Annotated in this window: 11 protein-coding genes; 7 read left to right on the top strand and 4 right to left on the bottom strand. The window is 69.8% G+C overall.

All coding sequences use genetic code 11. The annotated features are described in order from the left end of the window. Positions 1 to 54: 54 nt before the first annotated feature. The gene (locus I004_RS0124630) at positions 55 to 855 is read right to left on the bottom strand and encodes an SGNH/GDSL hydrolase family protein (RefSeq protein WP_028437685.1); all 801 of its coding nucleotides are present in this window, start codon (positions 853 to 855) and stop codon (positions 55 to 57) included. A 501-nt stretch (positions 856 to 1,356) separates the two neighbouring features. Here I004_RS0124630 and I004_RS0124625 point away from each other — a divergent pair. The 5 genes from I004_RS0124625 (at position 1,357) to mmuM (ending at position 5,491) form a co-directional block, all read left to right on the top strand. After that, positions 1,357 to 2,616, top strand: a complete 1,260-nt coding sequence (locus I004_RS0124625) for a biotin transporter BioY (protein WP_028437684.1) — start codon at positions 1,357 to 1,359, stop codon at positions 2,614 to 2,616. Positions 2,617 to 2,677: 61 nt separating this feature from the next. Then, positions 2,678 to 3,013 (top strand): nucleotide pyrophosphohydrolase, encoded by a 336-nt coding sequence (locus I004_RS0124620; protein ID WP_037977673.1) that lies wholly within the window; start codon positions 2,678 to 2,680, stop codon positions 3,011 to 3,013. A gap of 102 nt (positions 3,014 to 3,115) precedes the next feature. Further along, positions 3,116 to 3,589, top strand: coding sequence for a DUF6099 family protein (locus I004_RS0124615; protein ID WP_486580212.1), 474 nt, complete (start codon positions 3,116 to 3,118; stop codon positions 3,587 to 3,589). A gap of 46 nt (positions 3,590 to 3,635) precedes the next feature. Next, a complete protein-coding gene (locus I004_RS0124610; protein ID WP_028437681.1) occupies positions 3,636 to 4,550 on the top strand; it encodes an LLM class F420-dependent oxidoreductase in 915 nt (304 codons plus the stop codon). Then, on the top strand, positions 4,547 to 5,491 hold the full coding sequence (gene mmuM / locus I004_RS0124605) for a homocysteine S-methyltransferase (protein ID WP_028437680.1): 945 nt from the start codon (positions 4,547 to 4,549) through the stop codon (positions 5,489 to 5,491). The genes I004_RS0124610 and mmuM overlap by 4 nt, the downstream gene beginning before the upstream one ends. Before the next feature lie 79 nt (positions 5,492 to 5,570). Here mmuM and I004_RS0124600 read toward each other — a convergent pair whose 3' ends face one another. Further along, positions 5,571 to 7,349, bottom strand: coding sequence for a sugar-binding protein (locus I004_RS0124600; protein WP_486580210.1), 1,779 nt, complete (start codon positions 7,347 to 7,349; stop codon positions 5,571 to 5,573). A gap of 313 nt (positions 7,350 to 7,662) precedes the next feature. Here I004_RS0124600 and I004_RS0124595 point away from each other — a divergent pair, with 313 nt between their 5' ends. Further along, positions 7,663 to 8,895, top strand: a complete 1,233-nt coding sequence (locus tag I004_RS0124595) for an arginine deiminase (RefSeq protein ID WP_028437678.1) — start codon at positions 7,663 to 7,665, stop codon at positions 8,893 to 8,895. 107 nt (positions 8,896 to 9,002) lie between these two features. Continuing rightward, positions 9,003 to 10,049: an ornithine carbamoyltransferase gene (gene argF / locus I004_RS35840; RefSeq protein WP_051345389.1), complete on the top strand. Its 1,047-nt coding sequence runs from the start codon at positions 9,003 to 9,005 to the stop codon at positions 10,047 to 10,049. A 255-nt stretch (positions 10,050 to 10,304) separates the two neighbouring features. Here the strand turns inward: argF and I004_RS0124585 are convergent, their stop codons facing one another. Continuing rightward, positions 10,305 to 11,591 (bottom strand): low temperature requirement protein A, encoded by a 1,287-nt coding sequence (locus I004_RS0124585; RefSeq protein ID WP_028437677.1) that lies wholly within the window; start codon positions 11,589 to 11,591, stop codon positions 10,305 to 10,307. 138 nt (positions 11,592 to 11,729) lie between these two features. Beyond that, positions 11,730 to 11,945 (bottom strand): EF-hand domain-containing protein, encoded by a 216-nt coding sequence (locus tag I004_RS0124580; RefSeq protein ID WP_486580247.1) that lies wholly within the window; start codon positions 11,943 to 11,945, stop codon positions 11,730 to 11,732. Between the last annotated feature and the right edge of the window lie 56 nt (positions 11,946 to 12,001).

Here is a 12,001-nt window from a genome sequence, read left to right as displayed (position 1 = left end):
CCCGCCGAGTACGACGGACGCCCTTCCCTTCTCTGCCGGGGAAACTCCGGCCGGTCAGCCCATGAGCGGGTTCAGGGCGGCGAGGTAGCCGTCCCGGTGTCCTGCCGCATTCGGGTGGTAGGACTCGTTGAGCTTGTCCCACTCCAGGCTGGTGACCCATTCATCGCCGTTCGAGCAGATGGTGTGCGGGTCGAAAACCGGCCGCGCGTCCAGGAAAGTGAATCCAGCTTCCTTCGACCGCGCGGACATGATCTCGGCGAGTGTGTCGGCAGCGGAGTTCAGGGCAGTCCGCTCCTTGTCGCTGAGGCCGAGAATGCCGCAGTCACCTCCAATTGTGTAAAGACGCGGATATCCGACGACGATCACTTTCGCGGACGGTGCCGCGGCACGCACGGCCGAGTACGTCTGGGAAAGCGCCGGCGACAGTGTGCTGTTGGCCGCAGCCTTCGCCGCCTCGACACCGGCAATGCAGTCGGCGTCGTCCGCGGTGAGGATGCAGTTCTTCAGCACGTCGACGAACCCGACGTCGTTACCGCCGACCTGCACCGTCACCAAGGAGGTGTCCGGCGTCAACTGGCCGACCTGCGAATTGATGACATCGGCCGTGGTGGCGCCCGAACACGCCGCTTCCACGAATCCGACGTCCTGATGCGCGGCTGCCCAGAGCCTCGGGTAAGAGGTGGGACCACGGCGGCAGGCGTCGTCCGGATTGTCGTAGGTCCTCGTTCCTACAGCCACGGTGTAGGAATCACCGAGGGCCACATATTTGCCCGCGGCAGCCTGTGATCCCGGAGCGACGAAGGCAATGGCCACCATCGCAAGCAATGCGGCGAACAGCAGCTTCAACGAGCGCATGAAGTTGTCTTCTCCGAAGGTGGGGGATGAGAACAGAACATCATAGAAATAGCAGCAGCCCTGCTCGCGGGGTACGCCCGGGTACGTAATTTTTGATCACGTTTCGATAAACTCAAAGATTTTCGATCATGTTTCAGTGATCCACTGCAGGTGGCAATACCGGCAAATGCGGGCGACTTTCTTTGTGGATTTCACCGCGTGCGTGAAGGGAAATTGCGGACGCGATTACCGGTGCCGGAAGGCGGTGGCCGTGCCCGCGCGCCGATGCTTCCGCGCCCCCTGACCCGGTCGGCCCCGCTGTCTGCTGTGAAGGCCCTTCACCGATGCATCACTTGATCCAACGTCTTCTGTCACGACGCCAACAACCCCTCGTCGGCTTCGCGTTCGCAACCTGCGTGCTGCTCCGCCCCTGGGTCACCGTGGCCGCGCACATCGCTCGTTCGGGGGAGAGGGGGCAAGACGGAACGGTTCCGCTGCCGCGACGGTGCTTACGGTCCGGGCATGCACGTCACGAAGAACCGCACGAGGGACGGCTCGCGCACCGCCCCGGCCGCGGAGGGTCCCGAAGAGGCAGCCGCCGCGGCCCCGTCGAGAGCGGCGGTTGTGACCGGCCTGCACCTCTCCTCGTTCCGCACGCTGCGCGACCGCGCCGTCCCCCTCGCGCCGGTCACCCTGCTCACCGGGCCGAGCGGCAGCGGCAAGTCGGCGGTCCTGGAGGCGCACGAGGCGTTGGCGCGGCTCGGCGGCGGAGAGGCACTGGGCGAGGTCTTCGGACGTGCGTCCGGAGGCGCGAGCGCGTACGTGCCACGCCGGTCCCGTCCCGACGCCGAGGGGCGGCGCGGCTTCCGCCTCGGCTGCACCGTCGACGGCCCGGCGGGGCCCGTACGGTTCGATCTCGCGGTGCAGGCCGAGCCCGAACTGTGCATCGCGGGAGAGCGGTTGTCCGTGCCCGGCGGGCGCACCCTGCTTGCCACGGCTCTGCGCGACCCGGCCCGCCCCGCCGTGCAGGCCGAGTGGCACAGCGCGGGCGCCGGACGCGTCACGCGGGCCCGGCTTCCCGCCGACAGGCTCGCGACGGCCCTGCTGCCCCTGCGGGTCGCCGGCGGTACGGAGGAGGAACGCCGGGTGCTGGAGGCGGCCGAACAGGTTGTGGTGGCGCTGCGTTCGGCCTTCGCCTGCGATCCGCGTCCGGAGACCATGCGCGATCCCGTCTCCGCCGCCGACACCCTGCTGCGCGGCGGCTGCGACAACCTGGCGGCCGTGCTGCGCCGTACCCGCACGGAGTGCGCCATCCGGCACGGCCATCTGATCGACGCCCTGAGTGCCGGCTTCGCGGGCCCCGTCGCGGATCTTGTCGCCGACCTCCCGGCGGAGCGATCCGACAGGGGCCGCGTCCGCGCACTGATCGTCGGCCCCGACCGCGGACCCGGCCACACACGCGCCCGCACGCCCCTGGAGTGGCTGGGCGACGGCGAGTTGCGCTACGCCGCGCTGGCCGTGGTGCTGCTGACCGGTCCCGGAGTGCTGTCGATGGACCCCGTGCAGGAGGTGCTTCCCGCACGGCAGGCCATGACGGTGCTCGCCGACGGGCTGGACAGGGCGCTGGACGCGCGGCAGACGGCCCAACTGATCGCGCTTGCGGTGCGGATGGGGGAGCGGGGGCACGTGAGACTGCTGGCGGCAGTGAGCGATACCGGGAGTGCGGCGGACGAGGCCGCGCGGCATCCGGGCGTGTCCCTGGTAGACCTGGGGGGTGAGTGAATTCCCCCCTTCTTCCCCGTCCTCCGGCGACCGGCCCTCGCAGCCCAGCCCGCAGGAGCCCCTGTCTCTGTCCCAACTCCAGTGCAGGCTCGCGGAGTTCGCGAAGGCGCGCGACTGGGAGCAGTACCACACGCCGAAGAATCTGGCGGCGGCCTTGAGCGTCGAGGCCGGTGAACTCGTCGAGATCTTCCAGTGGTTGACGCCCGAGGAATCGAGCCGCGTCATGGAGCGTCCGGAGACCGCCCACCGGGTCGAGGACGAAGTCGCGGACGTCCTCTCGTATCTGCTGCAGTTCTGCGAGGTCTTGGGTGTCGACGTGCTGAAAGCGCTTGCCGCGAAGATCGAGCGCAACGAGAAGCGTTTCCCGACTACCGGAAGCGGTCACTCTATGAAGTGACAGAGGTATTCACGAGAGGCGGTATGCCCGGATAAGCACCAATTTGCCTGGCTTGCTTGCCTATTGGGCGTCACTCTCCGTAGTGACGCGTGGAGGGAGGTGGTGAAGTTGGATGCGGTGCATCTCATCAAGGCCACCCGCCACGCGCTCGCCGAGTGCGAGTCCGTGGAAGAGATCGTCGCCGAATCATGGCAGGTACAGGCTCTCGTCGGGGCGATCGGAAGTCTTCTCGCGGCGAGCGGACCGCAGTCGGTGCGGGCCGACGCGCTCGGACTGAGCGAAGCGGGCCTGCAGGCCTGCCACTCCTCGTTGGGTCCCGGGCTGCGCGACAGCGCGACGCGCGAGGTGCGGGCCGACCGGCTCTCCCAGATCCAGGACCCCAAGTGCGCCCTGTCCGACCTGAGCGGGCTGCTGGCGGAGGCCGGTGTGGCGCTCGTGCTCGTGGCCGTCTCGGCAAGGGAGGAGGGGCTCTACTGGCGGTGCATCGAGGCCATCGACGCCGCCGACGAGTCAGGGGACCGGGTGGCGGGCATTCTGCGCAGGCTGGAGGCACAGGAACACGGTCCGGCGGCCTGACGCGAGGGGAGGGGGACTCCGTTGGGGTTGAGGCAAGATGGGCGTCATGAGGCTGCGCGTATTCACGGAACCCCAGCAAGGAGCGAGCTACGAGACGCTGTTGCGCGTCGCGAAGGCTGCCGAGGATCTGCAATTCGACGCGTTCTTCCGCTCGGACCACTATCTGGCCATGGGCGACTCCGACGGCCTGCCCGGCCCGACCGACGCCTGGACCACCCTCGCCGGACTGGCCCGCGAGACCAGCCGCATCAGGCTGGGCACCCTCATGACCGCGGCGACCTTCCGGCTTCCCGGTCCGCTCGCCGTCCAGGTCGCCCAGGTCGACGAGATGTCGGGCGGCCGGGTCGAACTGGGGCTGGGAACCGGCTGGTTCGAGGAGGAGCACAGCGCGTACGGCATCCCCTTCCCCGCCGAGAAGTTCGGACGGCTCGAGGAGCAGTTGGAGGTCATCACCGGGCTGTGGTCCACCCCGGCCGGTGAGAAGTTCGACTACCGCGGCAGGTACTACACGCTGAAGGACTCGCCCGCACTGCCAAAGCCGGCCCAGCCCAAGGTGCCCGTGCTCATCGGCGGCCACGGCAAGGTCCGCACTCCCGCTCTCGCCGCGCGCTTCGCCGACGAGTTCAACATCCCCTTCGCCTCCGTCGAGGACAGCGAGCAGCAGTTCGGACGGGTACGGGCGGCCGCGGAGAAGACGGGGCGGGACATCGTCTTCTCCAACGCGCTCGTGGTCTGCGTCGGCAAGGACGACGCCGAGACCGCCCGGCGCGCCGCGGTCATCGGTCGGGACGTGGAGGAGCTGAAGGAGAACGGTCTCGCCGGCTCGCCCGCCGAAGTCGTCGACAAGATCGGCCGCTACCAGCAGGCCGGTTCCTCCCGGATCTATCTGCAGTTCCTCGACCCGCACGATCTGGATCACCTGCAGCTGATCTCCGAGCAGGTGCGCCCCCAGCTGTCGTGACCCGTCCCGCAACTGCTCTGAGCACCGCCCTCGCCCGCGGCCCGCTCGTCCTGGACGGCGGGCTCTCCAACCAGCTCGAGGCCCAAGGCTGTGACCTGGCCGACGAGTTGTGGACGGCGCGGCTGCTGCGCGACGACCCCGGGCAGATCGAGGCCGCACATGCGGCGTACGTACGGGCGGGGGCGCGCGTGCTCATCACCGCCAGCTATCAGGCGTCCTTCGAGGGCTTCGCGCGGGCTGGAGTGCGGGGCCGGGAGGCGTCGGAGCTCTTCCGCCGCAGCGTGGACCTCGCCCGCCGGGCGGCCGAACGCTCCGGCGCGGGCGAGGACGTGTGGGTCGCGGGCTCGGTCGGCCCCTACGGCGCGGTCCGCGCGGACGGCGGCGAGTACAGGGGCAGGTACGGGCTGAGCGTGCGTGAACTCGCCGCCTTCCACCGCCCGCGGATCGAGGCCCTGGCCGAGGGGGAGCCGGACGTACTGGCGCTGGAGACCGTCCCGGACGTCGTCGAGGTGGAGGCGCTGCTCCAGGCCGCGGCCGGGTGCGGCATCCCCGTGTGGCTGAGCTGCACGATTGCCGGTGACCGCACCCGCGCCGGGCAGCCCCTCGACGAGGCCTTCGCGCCGGCGGCCGGCCAGGACCAGGTCGTCGCTGTGGGTGTCAACTGCTGTGCGCCCGGCGACGCGGACCGGGCTGTCGGGACGGCGGCGACGGTGACGGGCAAGGCGGTCGTCGTCTACCCCAACAGCGGCGAGGAGTGGAGCGCCGCCCCCGGCCGTGCGTGGCACGGCTCCCGCTCCTGGTCGGCGGACCGTGCCGCCGGCTGGGTCGAGCGGGGCGCGCGCCTGGTCGGCGGCTGCTGCAGGGTGGGCCCTGACCTCATCGCGGAGTTGGCAAGCGAACCCTCCATGAGGGCCCGCGGGCAGGCGGCGTCCGACGACTGAACCTGCCGCGGACGGCGGTCGGTTGACGGACACAGCGTTGAAAGCTCAGTGCCGTCCGCGGTGATCGCCGCCGTCGGAGTCAGCGGCAGGGGCGCGGGCCTCCGCCGAGCGGGACGCCGGTGCGCCGTGCCTGTTCGACGGACGCGGGAGAGTCCTCGCTGCGTGCCGCCTCCGTCGGGATCTCGGGTTCGGCGGGGACAGTCGGACGGTCCTCCGGCGGTGTGTACCCCTCGAGGCGGGCCGTGCCCCACACATAAGGGTCGGCCTGGGCGCTGCCGAACGGCGACCACGCGAGCCGGGTCTGGCCCGTCTTGTCCTGGGTGTCGGAGTCGTAGACGAGGATGTTCGCCGCGAACCGCTCGGGATCCGCCGCGGCGGGCAGTTCCCCGAGCGGGATCTTCGCCTCGACCATGTAGCCCTTGTACGGTTCGCCGACCGCGGCCGCGACACGCATGCCGGGCGCGGTCTTCTCCGCGGGACCCTGCCGGTTGTCGGCGTCCCGCTCCGCCACCGGCCCGCCGTCTCCCTCCGTGAAGGGGAAGATGCCGGTCTTGAACGTCACCGAGGTGTCGTCGCCGTTGCCGCGGGGGTCGAGCGTGATCTCGACGGAGTCCGTCCGCCAGTGCCTCTTGGCGTCCTCCTTCTCCAGGCGGGTGCCCTCCCGGTCGTCCGTGACGGAGACGAGCACGTAGAGGTCGTCGCCGTGCCGGGACATCTTGGCCGTCGCCGAGCAGTCGGCGGCCGGCACCTCGTCGCCCTCCCAGTGGCGCAGGCGCAACTCGGGGCCCGGGTACTCGCCTTCGCCCTCGACGCCGTTCAGGACGGGAGCCACGGCCACTTCCGGAATGGTCGTGGACGGCGGCGCCGGGTAGTCGGGCTGTGCGTCGTTGGCCAGCCACGGCAGCCCCACCCGCCGCGTCCACTTGCGGAACTCCGCGTACACGGGCCGGAGTTCGTCCTGCTCGCGCACGGGCGCGCCGACGGCGCGGCCCTTGTCCGCCAGCACGCTGAACCAGTCCGAACCCAGCTCCTCGGGGTCCGTGGGAACCTCGGGCGGCATCGCGGCCCAGCCCTGGCTGCGGTACATCCGGCTCGCGTGCCGCTCCACCTGAGCCCAGGTCTTCCCGTGCCTGCGGGAGGTGTGCCCGGACCAGACGCCGATGACGGGAAGGCCCGTGTCCGGGTCCTTGCGGCGTTTCTTGGGCGCATCCGGCCCGAGAAGCTCCGAGAAGCCGTAGTTCTGGGACAGCAGCCGCCGCGGGTGCCACGGCCTCAGTCCTTCGCACGACATCTGGTCGGGGAAGGCCCGTGCGTCACCGGCCAGGAAGAACGCCTCGATCGCCAGCCGCGCCGACATCTGGTGCCCGCCGTGCTGGTTGAACGGACGCGGATCCATCGTCACGACGGTGTGCGGCGTGGTCATGCGCAGCAGCCGGACCATGCGCTCCAAGGTGTCCCGCGCGTGCCAGATCCGCTCGGTGAGCGGGGCGGAGAGCGTGTACCAGAAGTCGGGCTTGTCGAGGTAGAAGATGTTCTCGATGCCCGCGAGCGCGGTCGCGGAGCGCTCCTCGCCCTCGCGCAGCATGCCCAGCGGTGCGCCCTCCTCCGGACCGACGGCGTTGCCGCCGCCCTCACCGCGGGTGATGGTGACGACGCCTGTGCGCAGCCCCAGCCGCTCACGCCACAGACCGAAGGTGGACAGGTTTCCGGCCTCGTCGTCCGGGTGCGCGCTCACGAACAGCACGTCGTGGTGGGCGGGGTCGCGGCGGCCGGCGGACGGACGTTCGGCGGCTTGCGCGACGGGGATCCCCGCCGAGTACACCGCGCCCACCAGACCGGAGGCCATGGCGGCGGTCACGAGCCGCCGAGGGGGTCCTGCTGCGCCGGTTCGCCCGTCCGGATCGACCACGATGAAACCGCCTCTTCTTCGGCCGTATTCGGCCCGCGGATGTTACCGGCCGCAACCCTTCGGCATCTTCCCGGTTCGGGCAAGCGTCCCGCAGGCCATATCCGCCGCCCGCAACAACCTGCCCAGGACCGGTCACCGGGACCGCCGGACATAGCAGCGGGCCGTACCCGTACGGCACGGCCCGCTGCGTCCCGCCCCTCCGGCGTGGAGACCTTTGCGCAAACACTACGCGCGTCACGTCCACCTCGGCGAGGATGGAGACATGGGTTTCCATGTCGATTCAGAGGCCGGACGGCTGCGCCGCGTGATCCTGCACCGCCCCGACCTGGAGCTGAAGCGCCTCACGCCGACGAACAAGGACGACCTCCTCTTCGACGACGTGCTGTGGGTCCGCCGTGCCCGCCAGGAGCACGACGCGCTCGCGGACGCGCTGCGCGACCGCGGGATCGCGGTGCATCTCTTCGGTGATCTGCTGGCCGAGACGCTGGACATCCCCGAGGCCCGCACGCTCGTCCTGGACCGCGTCTTCCACGAGAAGGAGTACGGGCCGCTCGCCACGGGCCATCTGCGTGCCGCCTTCGACCGGTTGCCGACGAAGGAGCTGACCGAGGCGCTGGTCGGCGGCATGACCAAGCGCGAGTTCCTGGAGGGGTACGAGGAGCCGGCCTCCGTCCGCTTCCACGTGATGGATCTGGACGACTTCCTCCTCGCACCGCTCCCCAACCACCTCTTCACGCGCGATACCTCCGCGTGGGTCTACGACGGCGTCTCCATCAACGCGATGCGCTGGCCCGCCCGTCAGCGCGAGACCGTGCACTTCGAGGCGATCTACCTCCACCACCCGCTCTTCGCCGGGCCGGACAGCCCCGCCTTCAACGTCTGGTCCGAGGGCCAGGGCGCGTATCCGTCCACCATCGAGGGCGGCGACGTGCTGGTCATCGGCTCGGGCGCCGTGCTGATCGGCATGAGCGAGCGCACCACGCCGCAGGCCGTGGAGATGCTGGCACGCGGACTCTTCGCGGCGGGTTCCGCCCGGACGATCGTGGCGCTCGACATGCCCAAGCGCCGCGCGTTCATGCATCTGGACACCGTGATGACGATGGTCGACGGCGAGACTTTCACCCAGTACGAGGGGCTGGGCATGCTCCGCTCGTACACCATCGAGCCCGGCAGCAGCACCCACGAGCTGAAGGTGACGGACCACCCGCCGGAGCACATGCACAGAGCGATCGCGGCGGCCCTCGGGCTGGACCACATCCGCGTCCTCACGGCCACGCAGGACGTGCACTCGGCCGAGCGCGAGCAGTGGGACGACGGGTGCAACGTGCTCGCCGTCGAACCGGGTGTCGTGCTCGCCTACGAGCGCAACGTCACCACGAACACCCACCTGCGCAAGCAGGGCATCGAGGTCCTGGAGATCCCCGGCAGCGAGCTCGGACGGGGAAGGGGCGGACCGCGGTGCATGAGCTGCCCCGTGGAGAGGGACCCGGTCTGAGCGCTGCCGCGACGGTACGAGACAGGTGCACTGTATAGAGATTCGAACGACGGTATAGAATTCCAGGTCGATATCAGTCAGCCTCTGTCAGCGACCTAGGAGCCCTCATGGCGACAGACCTCACGGGCCGCCACTTCCTCAAGGAACTGGACTTCTCGCCCGAGGAGTTCCGTTACCTGATCGATCTGGCCGCCGAGCTGAAGGTGGCCAAGAAGGCGGGCGCCGAGCAGCAGAGGCTGCGAGGCCGGACCATCGCGCTGGTCTTCGAGAAGACCTCCACCCGCACCCGCTGCGCCTTCGAGGTCGCCGCCGCCGATCAGGGCGCCGGTACGACCTATCTGGATCCCAGCGGCTCCCAGCTGGGGCACAAGGAGTCCGCGCGGGACACCGCACGCGTCCTGGGCCGCATGTACGACGGCATCGAGTACCGGGGCAGCGGACAGGCCGTCGTCGAGGAGCTCGCCGCCTACGCCGGCGTCCCCGTCTACAACGGCCTCACCGACGACTGGCACCCCACGCAGATGCTCGCCGACGTGCTCACCATGACCGAGCACTGCCCCAAGCCGCTTGCGGAGACCTCGTACGCCTACCTCGGCGACGCACGTAACAACATGGGCAACTCCTATCTCGTGACCGGTGCGCTGCTCGGCATGGATGTGCGCATCGTGGCCCCCCGCGCGCTGTGGCCCGAGGAGCCCGTCATCACGCAGGCACACGCCCTCGCGGCCCGCACCGGTGCCCGCATATCGCTCACCGAGGACGTCGAAGAGGGCGTGAGCGCCACCGACTTCGTCGCTACCGACGTGTGGGTCTCGATGGGCGAGCCCCAGCACGTCTGGGACGAGCGCATCGGACTGCTGCGGCCCTACGCCGTGACCATGGAGGTGCTGCGGGCCACCGGCAATCCGGACGTGAAGTTCCTGCACTGCCTGCCCGCCTTCCACGACCTGGGCACGGCCGTGGGACGGGAGATCCACGCACGGCACGGCCTGGACTCCCTCGAAGTGACGGACGAGGTCTTCGAATCGGCCGAGCACTCCGTCGTCTTCGACGAGGCGGAGAACCGGATGCACACCATCAAGGCCGTGCTCGTCGCCACCCTCGCGGACGGGACCGCCGATCATCTGCTCGACCTCGCTACCAGGGGACGCTGACCCTCCGGGTAGCAGAGGAAGAGCGTGCAGCGCGAGGGGGAAGCGGGACAGCTGACGCAGCCGGATCCCGGGGCCGGGCACGCCGCCCTCCTCGCGCGCCACATGGTGACGCCTCCGCAACGTGACGCCGGCCAGGCACAGTACGCGACGGCCCCACCGCCCGGGCGCCTACCGGCGGGCGTTCCGGATCCCGTGACCGACGGGGACCCCCGGCAGGTCCCAGGTCCGGCCCGTCGACATGCGCTGAACGGGCCGTCAGTCGCCGCGCACCGCGAGACCGTCCAGCATCTGCCGCTGATGCCGGTGGCCGATCGTCTCGTAGCCGAGCACGGTGACGAACGGGGCGAGCATCACCACCAGCAGGCATGCCGCGACCCCGACGCCGGCTGCGGACAGCGCCACCGCGACGGCCAGCACCGCGAGCGTGACGGAGATCAGCAGCAGGTGGAACGGGTCGCCCGCCGACAGCAGCAACGTGTGCAGCAGATAGACCATCAGCAGGTAGAGGCCGACCGGGACGGCCAGGGAGAGAACCACGGGGACCGGTCCCAGCTCCGAGTGGTGCTCCAGATACAGGCCCGCCACGTGCAGCCCGGCGCCGGCACCGGCGATCCCCATGAAGAGCGGGATGTGCCCGTAGCCGAAGAGGTATCCGCGGCGCCGGCGGTAGACCAGGATGTCGCCGAAGGGCGTGAGGAAGTACGTCCACCACATGCCGAAGGTCAGCCCGACCCCGGCGACGACGACGGCGATGGCGTCCCCGCTCCAGTGCGTCCCGACGGCTCCTCCGAAGAGTTCGCCCGAGGAGGCGACGGTGCCGACGACGCCCTCCCCGAGGGTGATGATCGCGAACAGGCCGTACCGCTCGGCGACATGGTGGGGATGCCAGGGCGTCCCGCCCGCGCTGCCCTGAGTGAAAACGGGCAGCAACAGCTCCAGCGCCCCGAGGGCGATGATGGCGATGATCACGACACCCAGCGGAAGAGGCGCGAATCCGAGCGCGACCCACCCGATCTGCGCGGTCGCCGTCCAGCGGATGTTCGCCGTCCCGACGCTCTCGAAATCGCTGGACCCCCGGGCCACGCGCCACCACTGCACCACCATCGCGATCCGCATCACGACGTAGCCGAGCACCATCATCCGCAGCTCGAGGTGTCCGCCCACCTCGACCGAGTGGAACATCCCCGGAAGACCGAGCGCGAAGACGACCACCCCGGTCATCTGCACCATCGTCAGCACGCGGTGGAGCCAGTCGTCGGTGCCGAACGCGGAGGCGAACCAGCTGAAGTTGATCCAGGCGACACTGATGGCGAACATCGCCAGCGCGAACGCGGCGAGCGCCTCCAAGGGGTGTCCCTCGGCGAGCAGCTCCGCGAAGTGGGTCGCCGCGGTGCCGACGGCGACCACGAAGGTCAGATCGAACAGCAGCTCCAGGGGTGTTGCCGACCGTCCGCTTTCCCCGGGGTCCCGGCCGGTCACCGGAACGAGGCTGTGTGCCACCCGGCCCTTGCGGTCGCTGTCGGAGCGTTCAGAGTTGCCCATGCGCCGCATGATGCCCCATCGGGATGCGCGGCCTCCCGGTCACGGCGGCGGCACACCCCATCAGCGTGGGACGGGCAAGAGCGACTGGGCCGTAACCGCCGACGGTTCGATCCGACGGGGTCACCGGAACGCTCGTGGTCAGTCCGCGCTGCCCTGCATCGGGGCCCAGAACTCCTCGAAGGACATCGTGCCGTCGCCGTCCGTGTCGAGTACGTCGATGAATTGCTGCGCCTGCTCTTCGGTGAGGTGCTCGCCGCGCAGCTCGGCGACAACCTGCTGGTATTCCTTGGCGGTTATCTGCCCGTCGCCGTCGAGGTCGTATGCATCGAAGACCTTGCGCGCGGCCGCTTTCATGTCCACCACGTGAGTTCGCCTTTCCTCGTTGGATGTTGTGCGATGTTACTGCGCGA

The sequence above is a fragment of the Streptomyces sp. TAA486 genome (genome assembly GCF_000426165.1).
This window is presented reverse-complemented; position numbering and strand designations above follow the sequence as displayed.

What these genes read in the sequence shown, in the direction of transcription:
- I004_RS0124630 (WP_028437685.1), bottom strand. Translation starts at nt 855, where the DNA reads ATGCGCTCGTTGAAGCTGCTGTTCGCCGCATTGCTTGCGATGGTGGCC.
- I004_RS0124625 (WP_028437684.1), top strand. Translation starts at nt 1,357, where the DNA reads ATGCACGTCACGAAGAACCGCACGAGGGACGGCTCGCGCACCGCCCCG.
- I004_RS0124610 (WP_028437681.1), top strand. Translation starts at nt 3,636, where the DNA reads ATGAGGCTGCGCGTATTCACGGAACCCCAGCAAGGAGCGAGCTACGAG.
- I004_RS0124595 (WP_028437678.1), top strand. Translation starts at nt 7,663, where the DNA reads ATGGGTTTCCATGTCGATTCAGAGGCCGGACGGCTGCGCCGCGTGATC.
- argF (WP_051345389.1), top strand. Translation starts at nt 9,003, where the DNA reads ATGGCGACAGACCTCACGGGCCGCCACTTCCTCAAGGAACTGGACTTC.
- I004_RS0124585 (WP_028437677.1), bottom strand. Translation starts at nt 11,591, where the DNA reads ATGGGCAACTCTGAACGCTCCGACAGCGACCGCAAGGGCCGGGTGGCA.
- I004_RS0124580 (WP_486580247.1), bottom strand. Translation starts at nt 11,945, where the DNA reads ATGAAAGCGGCCGCGCGCAAGGTCTTCGATGCATACGACCTCGACGGC.